17 protein-coding genes are annotated in these 22,696 nt (G+C 48.1%); 12 read left to right on the top strand and 5 right to left on the bottom strand.

What is annotated here, in order from left to right; translation table 11 throughout:
• Window positions 1–5: 5 nt before the first annotated feature.
• The 4 genes from BK126_RS08910 to BK126_RS08895 all read left to right on the top strand — a co-directional run bounded on the left by BK126_RS08910 (window position 6) and on the right by BK126_RS08895 (window position 7,200).
• On the top strand, window positions 6–3,218 hold the full coding sequence (locus BK126_RS08910) for an alpha-mannosidase (protein ID WP_076312197.1): 3,213 nt from the start codon (window positions 6–8) through the stop codon (window positions 3,216–3,218).
• 471 nt (window positions 3,219–3,689) lie between these two features.
• The gene (locus BK126_RS08905; protein WP_076312623.1) at window positions 3,690–4,613 is read left to right on the top strand and encodes an ABC transporter permease; all 924 of its coding nucleotides are present in this window, start codon (window positions 3,690–3,692) and stop codon (window positions 4,611–4,613) included.
• Between the two features lie 16 nt (window positions 4,614–4,629).
• On the top strand, window positions 4,630–5,538 hold the full coding sequence (locus BK126_RS08900; protein ID WP_076312196.1) for a carbohydrate ABC transporter permease: 909 nt from the start codon (window positions 4,630–4,632) through the stop codon (window positions 5,536–5,538).
• 39 nt (window positions 5,539–5,577) lie between these two features.
• On the top strand, window positions 5,578–7,200 hold the full coding sequence (locus tag BK126_RS08895) for an extracellular solute-binding protein (protein WP_076312195.1): 1,623 nt from the start codon (window positions 5,578–5,580) through the stop codon (window positions 7,198–7,200).
• 91 nt (window positions 7,201–7,291) lie between these two features.
• On the opposite strand, the gene BK126_RS08890 is transcribed toward BK126_RS08895, so the two are convergent.
• Window positions 7,292–9,574 carry a helix-turn-helix domain-containing protein gene (locus BK126_RS08890; RefSeq protein ID WP_256702794.1) on the bottom strand — a complete coding sequence of 761 codons (2,283 nt, stop codon included), beginning with the start codon at window positions 9,572–9,574 and terminating at the stop codon, window positions 7,292–7,294.
• Between the two features lie 113 nt (window positions 9,575–9,687).
• On the opposite strand from BK126_RS08890, the gene BK126_RS08885 reads away from it, so the two are divergent.
• From BK126_RS08885 to BK126_RS08850, 8 genes are all read left to right on the top strand, one after another.
• Entirely contained in the window at window positions 9,688–11,076 is a 1,389-nt protein-coding gene (locus BK126_RS08885) for an alpha-L-fucosidase (protein ID WP_076312193.1), read from the top strand.
• 20 nt (window positions 11,077–11,096) lie between these two features.
• On the top strand, window positions 11,097–12,383 hold the full coding sequence (locus tag BK126_RS08880) for an alpha-L-fucosidase (protein WP_076312192.1): 1,287 nt from the start codon (window positions 11,097–11,099) through the stop codon (window positions 12,381–12,383).
• A gap of 73 nt (window positions 12,384–12,456) precedes the next feature.
• Window positions 12,457–13,794, top strand: coding sequence for a glycoside hydrolase family 125 protein (locus BK126_RS08875; protein WP_076312191.1), 1,338 nt, complete (start codon window positions 12,457–12,459; stop codon window positions 13,792–13,794).
• The gene (locus tag BK126_RS08870; RefSeq protein WP_076312190.1) at window positions 13,791–14,828 is read left to right on the top strand and encodes a carbohydrate-binding family 9-like protein; all 1,038 of its coding nucleotides are present in this window, start codon (window positions 13,791–13,793) and stop codon (window positions 14,826–14,828) included. Before BK126_RS08875 ends, BK126_RS08870 begins: the two co-directional genes overlap by 4 nt.
• A complete protein-coding gene (locus BK126_RS08865; RefSeq protein ID WP_076312189.1) occupies window positions 14,825–17,476 on the top strand; it encodes a transglutaminase domain-containing protein in 2,652 nt (883 codons plus the stop codon). Before BK126_RS08870 ends, BK126_RS08865 begins: the two co-directional genes overlap by 4 nt.
• Before the next feature lie 6 nt (window positions 17,477–17,482).
• Window positions 17,483–18,514, top strand: a complete 1,032-nt coding sequence (locus BK126_RS08860; protein WP_076312188.1) for a glycoside hydrolase family 18 protein — start codon at window positions 17,483–17,485, stop codon at window positions 18,512–18,514.
• Window positions 18,515–18,824: 310 nt separating this feature from the next.
• Window positions 18,825–19,199 (top strand): nucleoside triphosphate pyrophosphohydrolase, encoded by a 375-nt coding sequence (locus BK126_RS08855; RefSeq protein WP_256702752.1) that lies wholly within the window; start codon window positions 18,825–18,827, stop codon window positions 19,197–19,199.
• 71 nt (window positions 19,200–19,270) lie between these two features.
• Window positions 19,271–19,483, top strand: a complete 213-nt coding sequence (locus BK126_RS08850) for a hypothetical protein (protein ID WP_090726301.1) — start codon at window positions 19,271–19,273, stop codon at window positions 19,481–19,483.
• A 145-nt stretch (window positions 19,484–19,628) separates the two neighbouring features.
• On the opposite strand, the gene BK126_RS08845 is transcribed toward BK126_RS08850, so the two are convergent.
• The 4 genes from BK126_RS08845 to BK126_RS08830 all read right to left on the bottom strand — a co-directional run bounded on the left by BK126_RS08845 (window position 19,629) and on the right by BK126_RS08830 (window position 22,685).
• Entirely contained in the window at window positions 19,629–19,826 is a 198-nt protein-coding gene (locus BK126_RS08845; RefSeq protein ID WP_047913413.1) for a hypothetical protein, read from the bottom strand.
• Between the two features lie 408 nt (window positions 19,827–20,234).
• Window positions 20,235–20,624: a hypothetical protein gene (locus BK126_RS08840; protein ID WP_076312186.1), complete on the bottom strand. Its 390-nt coding sequence runs from the start codon at window positions 20,622–20,624 to the stop codon at window positions 20,235–20,237.
• 7 nt (window positions 20,625–20,631) lie between these two features.
• Complete coding sequence (locus BK126_RS08835; RefSeq protein ID WP_076312185.1) at window positions 20,632–22,017, bottom strand: sensor histidine kinase; 1,386 nt, start codon at window positions 22,015–22,017, stop codon at window positions 20,632–20,634.
• Window positions 22,014–22,685 (bottom strand): response regulator transcription factor, encoded by a 672-nt coding sequence (locus BK126_RS08830; RefSeq protein ID WP_076312184.1) that lies wholly within the window; start codon window positions 22,683–22,685, stop codon window positions 22,014–22,016. The genes BK126_RS08835 and BK126_RS08830 overlap by 4 nt, the downstream gene beginning before the upstream one ends.
• Window positions 22,686–22,696: the final 11 nt, after the last annotated feature.

Below are 22,696 nucleotides of genomic sequence, written 5' to 3'. Positions count from 1 at the left end.
GCGAAATGCAGCGAATTCAAAGAATGATTCGGGAACTATCCGAGAGACAGTGGCTGGAGAGTACAGAGATTAACGATTGGGGAATGACGAGCACAACGTATCACAAGCCTGGTGAATATGATGAGGAAGTAACCCTTCCAGAGGGGACTACGCTAACGAAGTTTCCCGGTCAGCATGGAATCACCTATTTGTTCAGAAAAGAACTGAATTGGCCGGAGGCTTGGGGGAAGGAAGGCATTGGCCTTGTGTTTAGCGCCGGGAGCGGGGAAGGACTCCTCAGAGTCAATGGGGCTTCCTATCAAGGCTTGGACCGGAACCATACCTATGTGACACTTGACCCGGCATATGCCGGGAAGAATTCAAAGCTGGAATTAACGATTGAGCTCTATGATCCGATTCCAGAGCCGATTGACCCGCTAAACCATCAAGCGAACAGACCTGCACCGATCTCCAGCATAACCAGCCTGCTTGTAAAGGTGAATCGTCCAGTTCAGAGCTTAATGTATACCCTTCGAACACTACTGGGCACGGCACAGCAGCTGGCGGAGAGTGATATGCGGAGAGTCAGACTGCGTGAAGCGATGTACCGGACGCTGGATGGCTATCTCGGAATGAGTGAAGCCGACATTCGTGAAGGAAGCCGGATAAGGGAGCTGGAGGAGCAGCTCATTGCTCTAGTGAAGCAGATCGGTGGAAGTGCGGAAGGGATAGAGCATATGGTCGGTCAGTCACACATTGATATTGCCTGGCTGTGGCCGGTCAGGGAAACGGTACGCAAGACGAGCCGAACCTTCTCCACCGTAGATCGATTGATGGATGAGTACCCTGAGTACCAATTTGCACAGAGTCAGCCGATCCTGTATCAATTCCTGAAGGAGCATGACCCTGAACTGTATGAACGTGTTAAACGCCGCATTCAAGAAGGCCGCTGGGAGCTGGTCGGGGGGATGTGGGTGGAACCGGATCTGAATATTCCGAGTGGTGAGTCACTGATGCGGCAGATGCTCTATGGACAGCGATTCTATGAACAAGAATTCGGACGTACTTCGGAGATCGAGTGGCTCCCTGATACGTTTGGTTATTGTGCCTCCTTGCCCCAGATTCTGCAGCATGGCGGTATTCGCTATTTCATGACGACCAAGCTGAACTGGAATGACACCAATGTATTTCCGTTTGACCTGTTTCAATGGGTCGGTATTGATGGTACACCGATGCTCTCTTATCTCAATCATGGATTGAATGAGGATACATCGCCGAAGGATATCGAAGAGCACTGGCAATCTTATCGGCAGCGGGCTGTTCATCCACAGCAGATGCTTCTCTATGGACATGGAGACGGAGGAGGCGGCGTAACCCGGGAGATGCTGGAATACATGGACCGCAGTGAGCTGCTCGTTGGACAGCCGGAGGTTCGGTACAGTACTGCTGCAGCATTCTTCCAGACGACGGAAGAGGCCCGGCACCGGCTTCCCAAATGGTATGGGGATTTATATCTGGAGCTGCACAGAGGTACCTATACGACTCATGCCAGGAATAAACGGGCTAACCGAAAGGCAGAAGTTCTGTATAGAGAGGCTGAAGTATGGCACAGTCTGAGTAAGCTGGCAGGGGGAGAGCATAACAATGGTCATATCGAATCCGTGAATTTGGAGCAAGGGTGGAAGCTGATTCTGCTGAATCAATTCCATGATATCATCCCTGGCTCTGCCATTACGGAAACTTACGAGACCTCTTCTGAGGAGTATAAACAGATTTTTAACATCGGCTCGGAAGTGTTAGCTGAACGTTTGCAGCAAATCGCAGAGCACGTTTCACTTGATGGAGCTGGAATTCCCTATATCGTATGTAACAGTCTTGGATGGGCCAGAAATGCGATCGTGGACCTTGATGTGCATGGTGCAAATATGATTCCTTATGATGAGACAGGTCAGGCTCTGCAATATGAATGGAATGAGCAGCCGAATAATGAGCACGAGGAGCAGGATGATCAGCCGGATAGCGAGCACGAGCAGGATAATCAGCAGAAGGAGCAGGGACAACCAGCTTCGCGTCTACATGTGCTTGTGAAGGATATTCCAGCCTTTGGTTATCGAACCATTTGGTTAAAAGAGAAGGAAATTGTAACCGGGAGCGGCCTTGCTCAGGAACAGGTATCGTCGTCTCCACTCGCAGAATTCCCTGATCAGTGGGAAACGGACTATTATTCCGTCACATTTGGAGCAAATGGAGAAATAACGAGTCTATGGGATAAGGAAGCTGCACGTGAAATTGTAAGGCCTGGAGAGCAGCTCAACCGATTGGAGCTGTTCCATGACCGGCCGACCTACTGGGATGCTTGGGATATCGACCCTCGGTTTGAAGAGCAGAAGGCGGATGATCCGAGACTTGTCCATCGGCAGCTGCTCAGTCATGGCAAGGTAAAGGACATATTCCGGTTCACTTGGAAGCTGAGCCAGTCGACGATTCGGCAGGACGTTATTTTTTATCATCATGACAAGCGTATTGACTTTGAGACCCATGTGGAATGGAATGAAGCGCATAAGCTGCTCAAGGCTGCGTTCCCTGTGCAGGTCGTGACGAACAAGGCGGTCTACGAAATTCCTTTTGGCACCATTGAGCGTTCTGTTCATCGGAATACGAGCTGGGAACAAGCTCAGTTCGAGGTATGCGGACATCGCTTCGTTGATCTGTCAGAGCATGGATATGGTGTCAGTCTGCTGAATGACTGTAAATACGGATATGACATTCAGGAGAGCACGATTCGATTGTCTCTCTTGCGGGCTCCGAAGTGGCCGGATCTCACAGCGGATTTGGGAGAGCATAGCTTTACCTACTCTCTATATCCGCATCTAGGAAGCTGGCAGGAGGCAGGGACGCTCCGCAAGGCAGCAGAGCTGAATACGGATATTCAGTTGAGTAAGGCACGCTCCAATGCTTCTTCCGGTACTTTGCCTGAAAGATATTCATTGCTTCCATTTCAAAGTCAGCATGTCATTCTGGATACACTCAAACCGGCAGAAGACGGCACGGGGTGGATTGTCAGAATGTATGAAGCTTCTGGAGGAAATGGACAGGCACGCCTTACCTGGCCTGCCAAGCTGAGCGAGGTGTTTGAATCCGATGCACTGGAGAAAGAACGGAGTATGCTGAGTCATCAGGAGGGAGTCATTGATCTCAGCTTCCGGCCTTATGAAATTAAGACGATAAAAATGAAATAGTCTTGGACAGTATCTTCGACCATGTTAAGTTAATTTCGGGTCGAAGATATTTTTTTATATTTTTTAATAAACATGTCACTTAATTTCACACCGTAAAATCGCTTACAAATAAAATTAGGTGAATTATATGTAAAGTTGGATCGAAATAAACAGTCATTTTCTATTGGTATTTTTCCGTTTTTACATATGTAATCGCTTTCTTATGTGCGAAAATAACATATTTTTGAATTGTAAATTATTGGTCACAACCTAAAAAAACCTTGATATATCAACGCTTTTGCCATGTGCCAAAATGACATGTTTACGAAATGATGCGTTATCCACTATCGTTATCCTAAAGCTGCGCCAACAAAACTGACATAGCAGGATTTGTATTTGGAGGCTTGCCCCTGGCGCAAGACCAAGATGAGTGATGACAGAAGGAGGCGAACCTGTGTGCAGGAGATCAAGACGGTCAGAAGACAACAGACCATGTCGAAGCCAAAAAGCAGCAGAAAGCAATGGCAGAAGATCTGGAGAAACTGGGAGCTGTATTTGTTTATTGCACCGGCATTTTTGTATTTTCTTATATTCCATTACGGACCCATGTATGGCATCCAGATTGCGTTCAAGAATTACAATCCGGTTCGCGGGATATTCGGCAGCCCTTGGATTGGCTTCGATCACTTTATTCGATTCTTTGACTCTTATTATTTCTGGGATTTGATGTGGAATACGCTGACGATCAGCTTATATGAGCTGGCTGTTGGTTTTCCGATTCCGATTATTCTGGCGCTGGCATTCAATGAACTGAAGCACAAGCGCTTCAAAAAGCTTGCCCAGACCGTCACTTACGCACCTCATTTTATCTCCATGGTCGTTATGGTCGGGATGATCATTGCATTCCTTTCACCTTCAACGGGGATTCTAATCCATTTTATTGAATGGCTTGGTTTTGATGCCCCAGCCTTTCTGACAAGTCCAGCCTGGTTTAAGACGGTATATGTGCTGTCCGGCGTATGGCAGAGTGCCGGGTGGGGAACGATCATCTATCTGGCTGCGTTGTCAGCAGCAGACCCTGGCCTTCATGAGGCAGCCATCATTGATGGGGCGAACCGGCTGCAGCGGATATGGAACATTAACATTCCTGTATTGGTGCCAACGATGACCATTCTGCTCATTCTGAACATGGGAAGTCTGCTCGGCGTCGGCTTCGAGAAGATTCTCCTCATGCAGAATCCGCTGAATATGGAATCTTCGGATGTCATTTCGACCTTTGTATATCGTTCAGGGCTTGAGAATGCGCAGTACAGTTTCTCAACGGCTGTCGGGCTGTTCAATTCTGTCATCAACGCCATATTGCTCATTGTAGTTAATCAGATCGCACGCAGGACAAGTGAGAATAGTCTGTGGTAGAGGAGGGGGCTGGACAATGCTAACCGGTATTAAAGAAACGAGACAAGACAAAATTTTTCTGGCACTGAATTATCTCTATGTCACGATTGCATTTCTTGTTGTCGCTTATCCGCTGGTCTATATGATCAGTGCTTCGATTAGTGATCCAAAGGCCGTTGCTTCCGGAGCGATGTGGCTCTTTCCCAAAGATATTACCTTTGAGGGGTATCAGCGCGTGTTTCAGGATACACGGATCTGGTCAGGTTACGCAAACACCATTCTATACACCGTAGTCGGTACTGCGGTGAACCTGATGGTCACCATACCTGCAGCTTATGCACTCAGTCGAAGAGATTTTGTAGGAAGAAACTTTTTTATGGGGATGTTTATGGTCACGATGTTCTTCGGAGGAGGCCTTGTGCCAACCTATCTGCTGATCAAGGAGCTGGGTATGATCAACAGCATGTGGGCGCTGATTCTTCCATCCGCCGCGTCGGTATGGAACATTATCGTCTCCCGCACCTTCTTCCAGGGGACAATCCCGGGTGAGCTTCATGAAGCAGCGCAAATCGATGGATGCTCGAATTTGAAGCTGTTTCTCAAAATTATATTACCGCTCTCGATGCCAATCATTGCCGTCATGGCGCTCTTCTACGGAGTAGGACACTGGAACAGCTACTTCTCCGCTATGATCTATTTCAATGATTCGGATAAATATCCACTGCAGCTCGTGCTAAGACAGATTCTCGTTCTGCAGGAAATGTCGGCCCAAGGCTCTGGCATGATGGACAGCACATCCGCTACGGCCCTCAATAACAAAGCGGAGGTAGCAGCGCTCGTCCGATATGCCGTTATCATCGTCTCTACGCTTCCGGTCATCATTATCTATCCATTCTTGCAGCGCTATTTTGTACAGGGTGTTATGATCGGCTCCGTAAAGGGCTGATCGTTACCATATAAACCATCAGAAAAGGGAGTTGTTGTCATGAAGAGAGTTCGTAAGAAGTCAGCGGTTCTTCTCAGTTTGATCCTTTCCGCAAGCATGCTTGCCGCATGCGGAACCTCACCTTCTGAATCAGGCGAGACGGCGGAGCCCGGTACCCCGGAGGAGACTGGCGTTAAGAAAGAGGGCTTTCCAATTGTGGACGAGCCGATCACGATGACCATGATGTCCCAGGATGCTGGTGTAGCGGACTGGAGTAATATGCCGGTCCTGCAGGAAGCAGAGAAGCTCACGAACATTAAGTTCGAATATCAGCTCACACCGATTGACAGCTTCGCAACAAAGAAGAACCTTGTCTTTGCAAGTGGTGATCTGCCAGACGTCCTGTATGCAGCGGATCTCACACCGGCAGAGCAGGTGACTTACGGGACTCAGGGTTCTCTTATCCCGCTTGAGCCTTACATTGATGGAGGTTACGCACCAAATATTAAGAAATTGTTCGATGAGAATCCCGACATTCGCAAATCCTTTACAACACCTGATGGACATATATACGCCCTCCCATTCATCGACAGTGCTGCTGTCTGGTACCGCAGTCCAATGTGGTATAACGGCAAAATGCTGGAAGCCCTGGGTGTAGACAAGCTTCCGGGTACAACGGAGGAGCTGTATGAGTTTCTGAAGAGAGTGAAGACAGAAGATCCGAACGGCAACGGACAGGCTGACGAAATTCCACTGACGTCGGTTAAGCTGGATGATCTGCGGATGTATTTCCTAGGCTTCTGGGGCATTTACGATCCGGTCGTTTATGTAGATAAGCAGGATCAAGTTTTTTACAGTCCGATGCAGGAAGGCTACAAGGGTTATTTGGAATTCATGAACCGTCTATGGGAAGAGGAACTGCTGGATCATGAGACCTTCTCCCAGACGCCTGAGCAGAAAAAAGCTAAAGGCGAGAATAATCAGATTGCGGTCTTTAACGATTACTACTCCTACTTTACCTTGGGTGGAGATCCGAATGACGCGATGAATAATCCGCTGATGACTCCGGTTGCGAGCGAGATCGAGGGTTCTCCAGTCTATGGAATGCATCCAGGACTGTCCGCTAACGGCACCTTTGCGATTACCAGTGTGAATGAGCATCCGGAAGCAACTATGCGCTGGATTGATTATCTGTATACGATCGAAGGGCAGACCTTGTTTAACCAAGGCCCTGAAGGAACACTGTGGAAGTACACCAATAAGGATACGTATGAAAAAGAATGGCTTCCTGTTCCAGGCGGCGGAGATCGCGAAGAGTACAGAGGCACGATCACACCGAACTTCGGCATGCTGACCCCGGGATATAACACACCTGAGCTGACCAATGGGCTTAGAACAGAGTTTGATGATTGGATTAACAAGGAGAATGAGGAGAAGCTCGTACCGATTGGTAAAGCGCCTTTTCCGAATGCTTACTTGAATAATGAACAGCAGGATGAAGCCTCAGCGCTGCTCTCCGACCTCAACACGTATGTAACACAGATGGAAGCAAAGTTTGTAACCGGGGAAGAGCCTATGTCCAATTGGGACAGCTACGTGGAGCAGGTGAAGAAGATGGGCGGGGACCGCATTCAGGAGATTTATCAGGAAGTTTACGATACATGGAATGCCGCAGGACAATAAGACAGATTCGCTTGCTCTAATGTGAAAAAAGAAGAAAGCCAGCATCCTCTACGAAAGACCGTAGTTTACGGATGTTGGCTTTTTTCGCACACTAGCTGGCGGAGCCGCTTTCCTCATCATTATTGGTGCTGCGGTGCTGCTTGCGATATTGTCCTGGCGTAAGCCCTGTTTCCTTCTTGAATTTGCGGATAAAGTTCGGTGTATCCAGATAACCGACCTCCTGAATGAGATCCTTCAGCGGTGTATCGGTTGTCTTCAGCTGGTGGATCATTCGATCAAGTCGTTTCTGCCAGATGTACTGAACGAAATTGATGCCTGTCTTGTCCTTGAACGAACGGCTGACATGGGACGGTGAGATTTCAAACTCACAGGAAATCGTATCCAGGCTCAAATTGTGATCTGTAAAGTGAGTATCAATATATTCAATAATCCGGTCAATTAAGGATTGTTCTTCCTGTTTGGAATCCTGCTCCACCTCGGTGCAGACCTGGGAAGCAAGAGAGAGCAGAACGGATTCCAGCTCTTTAAGAGAACTGCTGAATACCATGCCTGGAGCGATTCTTTGCAGCATATGATGCTCTCCCAGCTCGGTAGCGGTCTTTAAGATCGTGTTCAATAGATCAAAGCTGATGCATCGAACGAGAAGGGCCGGCAGCTTGGAAGTCGTAAGACTGTCCACGGACGAGCGGATCATCTGGGAGGCAATCTCATAGTTGCCCTGCTTGAGACTCTGTGTGAGCTTGAGCTGAACATGATTCGGTATCCAGAAGGAATGGCTTGGTGTCTTCGATAAGTCTGCAAACAGCGCTACAGACCCGAATTCCCCTGGAACGAGCAGATCAAAGGCAGAGCAGGCTTCGATATAAGATTGATTCAGCTCGTGAAGATGATGATAACAGCCGCCTGTACCAATCATGGGTGTAATGGCAAATGTATTTATCAGCATGCTCCGTATTTGCTCAGTAATCTGCTTCACTTGCGCCAGTTCATCCAGTGCTTCGACGGTATCAAAATTAATAATGATAGCGAATTGATCCAGCTGTGTCAGTTCTACTCCATAACCCGTTGCCTCCAGCTCAGGCAGTTCAAAGCGAGCCAGGCGATGAATAATACGGCTGCGATGATCCATATTTGACGGCTTAGCTTCATTCCAGCTGACAACCATCACAAACAGACTGTGTTTGTTCAGATTAAGATCAAACAGCTGTGTGAGTTCTGGAGACAGATGCTCGGTATTTCCAACCTTTATCAGTGTGGACAGATAGTGATTGCGGGCAAAAGGCTCCTGTATATCCATGCGGGAGCTGTAATCCTGCAGAGCAGAGCGAATTCGCTCCAGCTCGTTTCGGTAACTGTGCTTTCCATTATTCTGAGTCTCAGGATAGCGTGAGGATGCGAATTCGACCAGCGACGAGATCGGACGATACTGCATTCGTGCCAGAACGAGCGCGATGACAGCTCCGATAAGCAGTACGAGCGCACTGATCATAATCATGACGCTTCGGACATCGATCACACTGCTGAAGAACTGGGAGCTCGGCATGACCGTCATATAAGTCCATCCATTGGATTCGGATTGAACCGATACAATGGAATGCTCTTTTCCATCCAGTGTTTGTTCATGGATGCCTGGAGCCGTTTCTTTAAACAGGGTTTGTGAAGCTTCCTCACTCAGGGTATCACCTTGACGATTCGCAGCCAGTACTTGGCCTTCTGCGTCCAATACGAAGGTGAGACCTTGATAGTTGCCAAGAATCGAGTCGATCAGATTGGTTATCTCTGCCTCCTTAATGAAGTACATGACGGTGGCATGAGGATTAAGGCTGTTGGGTGTGATTGGAATGAGGAAGGCCAGCTTGCGGTCCTGCACACCTCCGGTCCTGGTTACCAGATCAGCAGGTCTTACCGTCGGATGCTTCACTTCATTCAGATCACGATACAAGGACGGCTTGTCCCAGCTTGCAAAGCTGAAATTGTCTGCAAATACTTCAAAGTCAGTCAGACCTTTGCTGGAGTATATGCGTTTGTCGTTGTGGAAGTATAAATGAATTTCATCAATCATGGAACTGGTCGCCTTGTACTGATCCAGAGCGCGAATCGCTTCCGGGCTGGTCCGTGTATTGTTCACACGATAAGAAGAGAGCCGATCATCATAAGAGATCCGTGAAGCAATGTCACTGAGCTCTTTCATTCGGCCATCAATGGTTACTTTCGTTTGAGAGAGTTGGGCTAGACGCGAGCTTTCAATTTCAGTACGGAGGGTTTCTACAGCATTTTCATAAATAAACACGGTCATGATTACGAGAGGGATTAGCAGAATGAACAGATAGGACAGGATGTACTTCAGAAACAGCTTGGATTTGAAATAGTCCATTCTCAAGGTGAAATGCCGCCTCCTTTTCCTATGAAATGGTCATTTCTTATACATGATAGCAATAAAAAAAAGATTTGGACATACAAAATCTCGCTAAATAGGAGGAATATATGATGAGTCAAGATCAGACGCAGACAGAAGCTTCACCTGCCGTAGAGCAGGGAGTTCATAATTACAGCAGCGAGGATAAGTGGATCAAGCCCGAAGATCCGTTATTGCTGGAACGTTTGGAATGGTTCAAGGATCAGAAGCTCGGACTGATGATGCACTGGGGTCCTTACTCTCAGATTGGCATCGTGGAGTCCTGGGCTCTTAGTGATGAAGATGCGGATTGGTCCCGTGCCGATATTGAATGGGATATTGACGGTGAAGAGATGAAGCGGGAGTATTTCGAACTGAACAAAACCTTCAACCCGATTCGTTTTGAACCAGAGAAATGGGCGGAGCTTGCCGCAGATAATGGATTTAAATATTTGAACTTTACAACGAAGCATCATGATGGGTTCTGTATGTGGAATACCCGCACTACCGAATATCGGATTACCGGAAGAGATTGTCCCTTCTCAAGACATAAGTATGCGGATATTACAAAGCATCTATTTGACGCTTTCCGTGCGCGGGGGCTTGGCATCTCGGCTTATTTCTCCAAGGCAGACTGGCATTCTCCCTATTATTGGACGGAAGGTATGGAACGAGGAAACAAGACATCACGGGGTCCGAGCTATAACCCTAAGGAGTACCCTTGGCTATGGGAGGAATTTGTACAGTTTACACATGAGCAGATTATGGAGCTGATGACAGACTATGGACGTATCGATGTTCTATGGCTGGATGCCGGATGGGTTAACGACTACAGGGTTCAAAATATCCGCATTGGCGAAGTGGTGGAGAAGGCCCGTCAATTACAGCCTTGGCTCCTGTCTGCGGATCGCACGGTGGGAGGACCATACGAGAACCTGATCACACCAGAGCAGACGATGCCGGAACGAGCACTCCATGTACCGTGGGAGAGCTGTATTACGATGGGCACCTCATTCTCTTTCAGATACGACGATGACTACAAAACCGTCCGGCAGCTGATTCATATGCTGATTGAGATTGTTGCAAAGGGAGGAAATCTGGCGCTGAATGTCGGACCTCAGCCAGACGGCCGATTGTCCAGAACAGCCATAGCCCGGATTGAGGGAATGGGGGCATGGCTGAAGGCTTATGGAGAATCCATATATGGAACAAGGGTCTGTGAGCCCTATTCGATCGGCAATGTTCACTTTACGCAAAAAAATGTGCAGACCTATGCTTTTTATCTCTATGGGGATGAGAAGCAGGAGGTTAAGCGCACGGTGCTGCTGCCACTGAATAATCAGGATATTGCCCGGGTTGATCTGGTGGCGGGAGCTGAGGATCTCTCGTTCACGAAGACTGGGGAAGGGATTGAAGTTGAATTGCCGGAAGGCGAGCTGACCGGTGGCGCACCGATCGCTCATGTATTCAGAATCTCATAAATTGAGAGGTGCAGATCCATATGCAGAAGTGGTTTGAGGATGCGAAGCTGGGAATCTTTATTCACTATGGAATTTATGCAGTAGACGGCGTTGCCGAATCGTGGTCCTTTTATAACGGACGAATGACTTATGAGGATTATATGAAGCAGCTGGACGGCTTCACGGCCTCTCAATATAATGCCGGGGCTTGGGCTGATCTCATCGAACAGTCGGGAGCGAAATATGCGGTGCTCACTACTAAGCATCATGATGGTGTTGCCCTGTGGGACACGCAGTACAGTGATCTTAATACAGTGAAGAGAACGCCTGCACGCCTTGACATTGTAAGGGAATATGCGGATGCAATCGCGGCAAAAGGATTAAGACTTGGATTCTACTATTCGCTGATTGACTGGTCTCATCCGGATTATCCAAGTGTATATGAAGGGGGCAAGGTGCCAGAGGACAAGGCTTCTGTGAATAAGTATTCTTATCCGGTAAATGGAATTCAGGACGAGGCGAAGTGGAGCCGATTTCTTGAGTTCAACAATCATCAGCTGGAGGAGCTGCTTACCGGATATGGCCAGGTAGACCTGCTGTGGTTTGACGGGGATTGGGAACGGAGTGCGGAGCAGTGGAATCTTCCTGTATTCAAGCATTACCTGAAATCCCTGCAGCCAGATGTCATTATCAATTCACGCCTTGCGGGACACGGAGATTATAAGACTCCGGAGCAAGGGCTGCCGATTACGCGTCCGGAAGGACCGTGGGAATTCTGTACGACCATCAATACCTCCTGGGGTTATGTACCGACGGATCAGCATTACAAATCACTGCATCAGATTGTCCGTATGTTCTGTGACTGTATCTCGATGGGCGGCAATATGCTGCTGGGTATTGGACCAAGAGAAGACGGTACCATTGACGACAGACAGGAAGCTATTTTGCTCGGACTTGGGAAATGGATCAGAGATCATGAGGAAGCTGTATACGGGACAAGGGAAGGAATTATGAGCCGATACTACGGTGAAGGGAGTACGCTCTCCGCAGATCGTAAGACGCTTTATTTATTTGTGCATGGAGATCCGAAGGACAGTATTTGTCTCAAAGGGCTGTGTAACCAAATCAAGAAGGCATCGGTGCTCCATTCGGGCAAGGAGCTGACGTACGAAATTCATGGCGGAGTTCCGTGGTTTCAAATTCCGGGTACAACCTGGATTCATCTGACACATGAGGATACGCATGAGCTGACTACCGTCGTCAAGCTGGAGTTCGATGAAGAAGTTGAAATGTACGGCGGTTCTGGTGCGGTGGTCACTCATAACTAAATGGGTGAGCGGTACTAGGGCTGCATGGTTAAGATACCTCACGATACGGTCGAGAAAGGAGCTTTATTCTTTCATGGATTCTTTTCAACTACCAAGCATACACATTCCAAAAATTCCGCTGCCTGAAGTTATCCAGCAGGTGCTGGGTGAGGCGGAGCAAGCGCTCTCCCACAGGCCCAAGCTCTCCAGGCTGTTTCGAAATTGTTTCCCGAATACATTGGAGACGACAGTCAAGCTGTTGGATGACGGGACAACATTTGTTATAACAGGAGACATACCGGCATCATGGCTTCGGGATTCAGTCGAACAGGTCATTCATTATGTACCCTTCGCGAAGGAGGATGCCGATCTTCGAAGAATAATAAGCGGTCTCATTAAGAAGCATGTCGAGTACATTCATCTGGACCCCTATGCGAATGCATTTAATGAATCAGCCAGCGATTGGCATTGGAACACAGCGGACGTCACCGACATGTCCCCATGGGTGTGGGAACGCAAATTCGAGATTGATTCCCTCTGCTTCCCGATGCGTCTTGCCTATCGTTATTGGCAAGAGACAGGAGATACGGCGGTCTATAATGCTGAGTTTAAGTCGGCAATGCGGATTATATATGATCTCTTCCGTACGGAGCAGCATCATGAGGCGCGGTCTCCCTATCGATTCATGCGTCATAATGGAATACCGGAAGATACGCTCGCAAATGAGGGACTCGGTATGCCGGTCAACTATACGGGGATGGTCTGGTCCGGCTTCCGCTCCAGTGATGATGCCTGTGATTTTCACTATAACATTCCCGGAAATATGTTTGCGGTTGTGGTGCTGCGCTATATGCAGGAGTTCGCAGACCGGATCTACCGTGATTCAAAGTTTGTGTCGGAGCTAAAGCAGCTGGAGGCAGAAATTAACCGTGGCATTATGTTGTATGGTATTTATCGACACCCGGAGTTTGGCCCAATCTATGCCTATGAGACAGACGGTTTCGGGAACTACTGTCTAATGGATGATGCAGGAACACCGGGGCTCTTATCTATCCCTTATCTTGGATACTGCACTTCAGATGATCCGATTTATCAGAATACACGCCGATTCGCTCTCTCCAAGGAGAACCCGTTCTATTATGAAGGGAGTCATGCACGGGGGATAGGAAGCCCGCATACGCCAGACCGATTTATTTGGCATATGGCACTGTCTATGCAGGGAATCACTGCGGGGTCTGCTGAAGAGAAGCTGGAACTTATACAAATGCTGGAAGCAACAGATGCGGATACAGGATATATGCACGAAGGCTTTCATGCCGATGATCCGCACAATTATACGAGATCCTGGTTCGCCTGGTCGAACAGTCTGTTCTCCCAATTTATTTATCAGGCCTGGCAGGATGGAATTCTGGAAGAGGAGGGGACATCATGAGACTAAGCGGGGTACCTGTCCCTCAGATCGGAGCGTATGAACCGAAGCATTATATTTGCCAGCGTGCGAAGGGGGAGGCGACACTTGACGGAAGACTCGACAAGCCATTCTGGGACAGAGCAGCGTGGACGGATAAGTTTGTCGATATTGAAGGCGATATCCGTCCCCAGCCAAGGCAAGATACACGAGTGAAGATGCTATGGGACGATGACTATTTTTATGTAGGGGCTGAGCTCTGGGAGGACAGCATCTGGGCTACGCTGACAGAACGTGACTCGGTGATCTTCTATGACAATGACTTCGAGATTTTTATTGATCCGGATGGAGACAGTCACGGGTACTATGAGTTTGAGATCAATGCGCTGAACACGGTGTGGGATTTGCTCCTTATCAAGCCTTATCGAGACGGTGGCCCTCCACTGGACAGCTGGGACATGAAAGGGCTGAAAACTGCGGTGCATATTGACGGCCAGCTCAATAATCCGGAGGCAGTAAACCGCAAATGGTCTGTTGAAGTGGCTATACCTTGGACCAGTCTGAAGGAATGTGCGAAGGAACACCGCGCTCCGCTGCCAGGTGAGTTCTGGAGAGTAAATTTCTCCAGGGTGGAGTGGAAGACAGAGGTTGTTGATGGAGCTTACCGCAAAGTGATTCATCCGGATACGGGCAAGCCTTACCCGGAGGATAACTGGGTCTGGTCCCCTATGGGACTGATCAATATGCATTATCCTGAGCTGTGGGGATATGTCGTATTTGCAGATGATGGGGGTCCAGATGTGTTCTGTATCTCTCAGGATGAACGGATAAAGTGGGAGCTGAGAAAGCTGTACTACCTGGAGCGTAATTTTGCAGAACAGACGGGGAGCTATACGGAGGATTTAACACGGCTTGGCTGGTCCTCGGAGCTGGGGATCAATCCAGAGGTTTATGCAGCGAAGCATTTGTTCCAAATTACGGCTGCGGCAGCAGACGGAAGCGGCACGTGGATTATTCGTGAGGACGGTAAACTGTGGAAGGAGAGTCATCGGATATGAATACACATACCTCGGTATTTTCACTTACACCTGAGAGAATGCAGGATATGGAGAAACAGCTTCGTATGAAGCAGCAGCTTGTCAGAACCAGAGCGGATGAGATATTTGCTGTTTTTCAGGAGCCGATGTCTATAGAAGAGGAATGGGCGCTGAAGTATGTGTATGCATACAGCCCGCTGCAGGATCTTGCAGATGTTCCAGGCTCGGTGTTTCTGAGTCATGTACGGTCTGTATTACGAATCCGGCAAGAGGTTCCGTGGGGGATGCAGGTCCCTGATGAAATATTTCTGCATTTTGTGCTGCCGGCGCGGGTGAATACCGAAAATATCGAGGATTGCCGGGCCCTATTTTATGCAGAGCTTGCGGATCGAACCCGTTCATTATCCATGAAAGACGCTATTCTAGAAACCAATTACTGGTGCTACGAGAAGGCAACTTATATCGGCAGCGATCTGAGAACTGCTTCTCCCCTGACCATGATTCGAAGTGCGCGGGGGAGGTGTGGTGAAGAATCTACGCTTGCCGTTACTGCCCTGCGCAGCATCGGCATCCCTGCTCGTCAGGTATATACGCCGAGGTGGGCCCATTGTGATGATAATCATGCCTGGGTAGAAGCTTGGGCGGATGGTACTTGGTATTATATTGGTGCATGCGAACCGGAAGCACGCCTTAATCAAGGATGGTTTACACCGCCGGCACGACGCTCAATGCTGATGAACACAAGGGTGCTGGGCAGCTACCATGGATCAGAAGATATTACGATAGCCAAGCCGTGGTTTACGGAGCTGAATCTTCTTAAGAACTATGCTCCTGCGAAGGAGCTCGCGGTTACAGTCAAGGATCAGGATGGAACGGCCGTGCAGGGTGCGGAGGTACGGTTTGAATTATATAACATGGCGGAATTTTATCCGATTGCAGCGCTTACAACAGATGAGAGAGGGGAAGTCTTCTTCAAGACAGGCTATGGTGATCTGCTGGTTCGTGCTGTATATCAGGATCACTGGCTGGAGCGCAAGGTGAGTGTTGCCGAAACGGACAAGGTAGAGCTGGTACTGAGTCTTTCCACTCCACCGGTACAAGAGAGCGGCGTTATGGATCTGGATCTGGTTCCTCCTCCTGAGCTGGAAGGCGAGGTGCTCCCGGAGCTGACGGAGCAGGCGGAATCCATGCATCAGGAACGAATGAAGGAAGGTGCTGCTATTCGTGCAGCATTTGAAGGCAGCTTTGTCTCCCCGGCCGAGAGCAGAATTCTTGCTGAACAGCTGGGTTTACCAGAGTCAAGAGTGTGGGAAGTCATGCAGAAGGCTCGCGGCAACAGTCACGAAATTGCGGAATTTCTCAATGAAAGCTCTCCCGAGAACGGAGAGTGGCCCCTTATTTTGCTGGAATCGCTCAATAGCAAGGATTTAATTGATACGTTCCGTCCTGTGCTTCACGAGCATCTGAGAAGGACTCTCTCGCTTCGAAATATGCTGCCTGACAGCTTGTTCATTCCTTATGTGCTCTGTCCGCGTGTATCTTATGAGATGCTTGGTCTATACAGAGAGCAGTTCCAGACTGCCTATAGCCGGGAAGAGCAGGACTCCTTTATTGAACAACCTGAGCTTCTGGCCGAACAGCTGAAAGAACAGTACATGAGCTCCGAAGATCTGCCGAATCTGAAAGGAAAAGGTACAGTCGCTGGGACTTACCGTTTGATGGCTGGTGATGAGGATTCCCTCGCTATCCTGTTTGTTGCCATGTGCCGCAGCTTCGGAATTCCCTCTCGTCTGCATCCGAACGAGCGAAAACCGCAGTATTGGCAGAAGGGGAGCTGGATCTATGCGGATCTTGGCAGTAACGATGAGGTGAACAAGCGAATCGGAACCTTGCGTCTAGACCTTGGAGAGACACCAGAAGGTACGACGGGAGCTGCTGCTTATTATGAGAATGTTTCTATCGCTCGGCTTGTCCATGGGAAATATGTGACTCTGCATTTTCCGTTTGGCGAGAAGGACTGGTTTGCGGAACCATTGGAAGTCGAAGCAGGCTTCTACCGTATGGTTACCGGAGTTCGTCTCAAAGATGGTACCGTGAGGGCAAGATGTTCTTACTTTGAAGTGGAGGAAGGTAAAGAAACCCAAGTTAATATCACCTTCCGCAGCAGCGAGGAAGAGATCCCTGTTCTGGGGACGGTAGACAGCAATGTTCCACTGGGCTTGCAGGATGGCACAGCAGCCAGTATGTCTAATAATCTGCGACCTGATACTGCTCGAGGCATCCTTGCTGCCTGGATCGAGCCTGAGAGAGAACCGACGATGCACTTAATTAAAGAGCTTATCGATCTTAAGGTGGAGCTGGCGGAACGAAATATTCCAGTCGTATTAATTGCAGGCTCTACGGGGAACCCAACGAACTTGAGAAATGACCAACTGGAGAAGCTTCCAAGTCAGGTTCATCTAGCAGAAGGTGATTCAACTTCATTGCCCGAGTTGTTCCGGAGTCCTTCTGCCATAGAATCCGGGTACCCTCATCTAGTCGTGCTGGATGAAGCCAGTCAGATTCGTTATGCTTCGTCCGGCTACCGCATCGGAGCTGTAAGGGAAGCCATTCAGGTCCATTCACAGCTGAACCGGCAGCTTCGCGAAGTGAAGCAGACGGGAGGATAAGCGGAAATGAGCAGTAAATGGATCATTGGATATGTCAGTCATCATAGTCTGGATGAAGTCACAGTAACGGATCTAGGCCGGATGACACACATCAATATTGCTTTTGGCATCATTCAGAACGGCGTAATTCAAACCAGCCATCTGCACAATATGGAGCAGATCCCGGTCATGAAGGAGAAGTATCCCGATCTGAAGATCATTCTGTCTGTAGGCGGGTGGAGCAGCGGCGGCTTCTCTGAAGCAGCAGCAACCGAGGACGGCAGGCTGAGGCTTGCAGCATCAGCAGCCCGCGCCGTGAAGACCTATTCGCTGGACGGCATAGATTTGGACTGGGAATACCCATGTTATGGTCAGGCAGGCATTGCTGCCTCTCCCATGGACAAGCAGAACTTCACGCGGCTGCTGAGTACGATCAGGGAAGAGCTGGATCAGGTGGGTGAACAGGAGAACAGGCATTACATGCTAAGCATTGCTGCCGGTGCGGATCAATATTATATTGACGGTACGGAGATGGAGCACATCGTGCCCTATGTTGATTACGTGCAGCTAATGACTTATGACATGCGCGGAGGCTTCCAAGTGTTGACCGGGCATCACACGAGTCTCTATACGGCGACAGGGGACTTGTACCGAATCAGCACAGATGCTTCGGTGAACATGTTCCACAAGGCAGGTGTTCCGATGGATAAGATCGTCATTGGAGCCGCGTTCTATTCCCGCAAGTGGGCAGGCGTGCCGGCGAGGAATAACGGTCTGCACCAGATGGCAGCGACAACCGGAGGATTTGGACCGGATTATACGGAGTTGTCAGCAGATTATATCAATAATGATGGATACACGAGGTACTGGGATGAGGAGGCGAAGGCGCCGTATTTGTTTAACGGCAGCACGTTCATCTCTTACGATGATCCGGAATCTATTACAGCAAAATGCGAGTATGTCATTGAACAGGGGCTTGCGGGCATCATGTTCTGGGAGTATAAATGTGATGCTTCCCATACCCTCCTTGAGGCGATGAGTAAAGTACTGAGACGTTAGGCATTCGTGTCAAAAGCATGATGCTTACAAACAACCGTTCTTCGGGCATATAGCAGGTTTTTTCATGCTATACTGCTTGTTTGGAACGGTTGTTTTTTTGTTAAAGGTGAAGACTACTTGAAGCAGGTAAAAAGCCTTATGTAGAAATGGTATAATTGGATTTAATCATGGGTGATCACCATTCTTCAGCATAAGGGGAGACTAGAGCATGGCCTATAAAATTGATTTATACTAAAATGGAACACGATTTAAGGAATTCCATGGGTTTCAATCTGCATCGGTATCTAGCGAAGAGGAAGGCAATGAAATCGTGATCGTAGGGACTGGAGGACAATCAGAAGCTTCCTTTACTGGCGAGAAAAAAACTTACAATAAGCTCGTTCGGGATCAAATTCCAACGATTATCGCTTCGAAGGGGGATTCTTGCAGAATTACGGTGCTTGATCAGGAGCAATATAGATCTGAGCTGAGGGCGAAGTTGATGGAAGAAATAGAGGAATACTATGCCACAGATCATGATGAAGAAGCTCTTGGTGAACTGGCAGATGTGCTTGAAGTTATTAGGGCATTGTCAAAGGTACACGGCTCTACGCCTGAAGAATTGGAGAACAAAAGGGTGGAAAAGCAAAAACTGCGTGGCGGATTTGAGGGTCGAGTGTATTTAATAGATACGACGGTTCAATAAAATGACATTATGAAATGGCTGAGGAGGTGATTCAAATTTTTAATTCGAAGGACAAGAAGGAGCGTAATCCGATGCTGGCAAAGCTGGAGGCAGGGCTGACTGTGCTTGCATTTATCATGCTGGTTATTGGTTTCATGAATGCGGGATTCTCAATGGGCTGGTTCTTTGTTGTGATGGCGCTGGTGTATGTAATTCGATACATAGAGTATAGAAGATGGACCGCAGTTGTGTCGTTCCTACTGCTCGCCGTGGGGGCGGTCGCACTATTTTTTATCGGAAGTTAGGCAGAATAACTGCAGTTCAAGTTGGACCATTTCATGAGGATGGAATATGGAATATTAAATGGTCGGTAGTATAGTCAACTGGCAGAAACAGCTCATTAGGAATGAGCTGTTTCTTCATTATAAGAGCTTAGATCATGTGTAACGATTATACAGACATGGGGATGAGTGTCGAGCAGTGCTTGATCTCATGGAAGGGAACGGTAACAATGCCTCCACGATACTTTAGCCTAAGCTTCATTTGACCCATATTCAAACTTACGATACCGGAATAAGTAGATCCGTCCGTTAGAGATAAGTGTACATTGTATCTTTTTCGTTCGGCCTTTCGTAGTTCTTGAATCATATGGATTCCTCCATTCGCGCATGCTTTTAGTTCATAATAACTATGTCGGTAGAAGGGAGAGAAAAATGAAGACTTATTTTTGAAATCGCTTACTTTATATTAAATCATTTTCGCTCATATGAAACAGTATGACTTAAGGCCTATAATATATACATGTGTATTAGGAGATTCTGTAATTTGTTGAGTAAGCAGTGGAGTGTACTAGATTCGTATGCAGGCAGTGCAGTGGAATGAGATTCGTATGCATAGGGGAATTGAATATATTATTCATTCTGCAGAAAACACAAATCCCCTGCAAAATTGCAGGGGATAAGATTTTTCTCATAAAAACAGGCTAAGTATGTTCTTGCCCTATTACAAAAGAGAAACAGCGATCTCAATAAGAGCGTCGGGACAAGCATTATTATGCTATTCTTTTTCTATTAGAAAAGTAATGATGGCAAACAACAAAAACGCCAAGAGCAGCAGCGAACCACCTACGATGAAGAGAATCATTACCAAGGTCTCGTCCCATTGGAACGGATTCATACTGTACATCCACATTCCAAAGGTCAAGCCGAAGGCGCCAAGCATAGCCAGCCAGCCTTGGACTGCAACCAGCATTTTAGATCTTACTTTGTATACTTTATAAAAGATTCCAAAGGCAAATACGGACAGCCATCCCACCAGCAAGATGTGCGCATGAATGGGTCGCATGGAATAATCCATACTTCCGGACATTTGGGACCCGATAAAGGTCCCGAGTATGCCGAACAGCGCTGCAAAGCGTATTAATCGAATGCTCCAGATTTTCTCCATGTATTGATCAATTCCTTTCGTCTCTAAAAATCACGGTAAAGGTGGTGCCCTTCGACAGCTTGCTCTCAAGCGTGATACTTCCGTTTAATAGCGTAATAATCTCCTTTACAATAGACAGACCAAGGCCCGTCCCGTCTCTTTTGCGAGTCGTATCCACGCGGAAGAAACGCTCGAACACCTGACCCGCTGACTCTTCCGACAGGCCCACACCGCTGTCCTGAAAAGTGAGTATAATCTGATCTTGATCTCTACTGCATGAAATAAAGATATGTCCATTTGGCTGATTATATTTGATCGCATTCGTAAGCAGATTGTCCCATACGGTCGCAAGCAGCTCCGGGTCCGAGAAGAACATGACTTCGTCCAGCTTGTATGAAATGGTCAGGTTCCTGTCCTGCAGGCTCCATTGATGCTTCTTAATGGATTCCTTAATCTGCAAGTCCAGCCGGATACAGCTCTTCTTTATGGGGTAGCCGGATTGATCCAGGGACGTAATCAGCAGAAGCTGCTTCGTCAGATTGGATAATCTTCTGGCCTCATCATTGACGATGCCTGCATATTGAAGCCGCTCCTTTTCATCCATTTTCGGATTGAGGAGCAGCTCCGCATATCCCTGAATATTCATCAAAGGCGACTGAAAGTCGTGAGACACATTATTGATGAAGGATTTTCTTGCAACATCATTATGCATGAGCTGCTGCTGCATTCGCAGGAAGTTATCGGCCAGCTGGCCAATCTCATCCTGCCGGTTGATTTTCAGCGTATACGTAAAATCTTCATTGGCAATCGCTTTGGTCGCCTCCGATAATTCGGATATGGGGTGAATAAGCCGCTTGGTCATGATAATCACACCCACTACGCTTACAAAGGCAATGGCAACAATGAATCCGGCCAGCATCATATGAATATCAGAGAACAAGATCTTGCTGTTCGGCTTTATAAACAATGCGTAAGACTGGTCATCAATCTGTAAGGGGAGGCCAACCGTGTTCCTGATATCATTCGAGAAATGGCCCATCATCCAGAGCTGATTCCAAAAGCCTTCCTTGCCCATATAGTTCTCCCCCTGCAGTACCCGCTCCAGCGTCTGATCGGGCAGGCTGCTCTTTTCAAAGGGCTGGCCAAAGGTAATGGCATTTCCAGCTCGGTCAACAAGATAAATCTGGTAGCCTAGTTGTCCAACAGACTGCAGATAGGGCTGGATGGAAGGGGACTCCACATGCATTTCTTCAAGAACGTAAACAATTTGCTCGGCAACCTCTAAATTTTGCTCGGTCATTTCGCCCTTGGTGAATACAAGGTAAACAATGTTAGCCAGTACAAACCCGATGAATACACTGATTCCTAGAATAAGCAGGATCGCTGAAATAAACTCTCGGTATAAGGTTCTCATTCGGTCGCCTCTAGCTTATAACCGACCCCGCGGATCGTCTGAATTTCAATTGCAGCACCATATCGCTTCAGCCGCTCGCGGATCCGGTTCATATGTGTATTTAATGTCTGCTCATTGCCCTCATAATCCTCGCCCCACGCCTGATCGAGCAGAAGAGTTCGGGGTGTAACCTTGTTAACTCGGGTCGCGAGCATCGTCAGCAGCTCAAACTCTTTTAGTGGGAACAGAATCGTTTCTTCATTAATGACGACTTCAAAATCGTTTCGGTTGATTTTGACATTCCCGACCTTCAGGATACTTTCCATGGCCCTGCCATAGCGCCGCAAAACTACAGCTACCCGAAACAGCAATTCCTTCGGCTCGAACGGCTTCACCAGATAATCCTCAGTACCCGATTTGAACCCTTGCTCCTTATCGGCCAGCTGTCCTTTTGCAGTTAGAAGAATGACGGGGATTTCCAGCTCTTTTGTTAAAATTTTAGTTAAGGAGAAGCCGTCCATCCCGGGCATCATGACATCCACAATAGCCAGGTTAACCTCCGTCTCCTCTAGCAGCTTAAGGGCAATCTGTCCGTTCTGGGCTTGTATAACCTCGTAGCCTTCACGGGTTAGATGAATCGTCACGAGCTGCAGGATATCATAATCATCATCCACGACTAAAATTTTCACGAGAATCCCCT

Source organism: Paenibacillus sp. FSL H7-0326, assembly GCF_001955535.1.
GTDB classification, from domain to species: domain Bacteria; phylum Bacillota; class Bacilli; order Paenibacillales; family Paenibacillaceae; genus Paenibacillus; species Paenibacillus shunpengii.
This window is presented reverse-complemented; position numbering and strand designations above follow the sequence as displayed.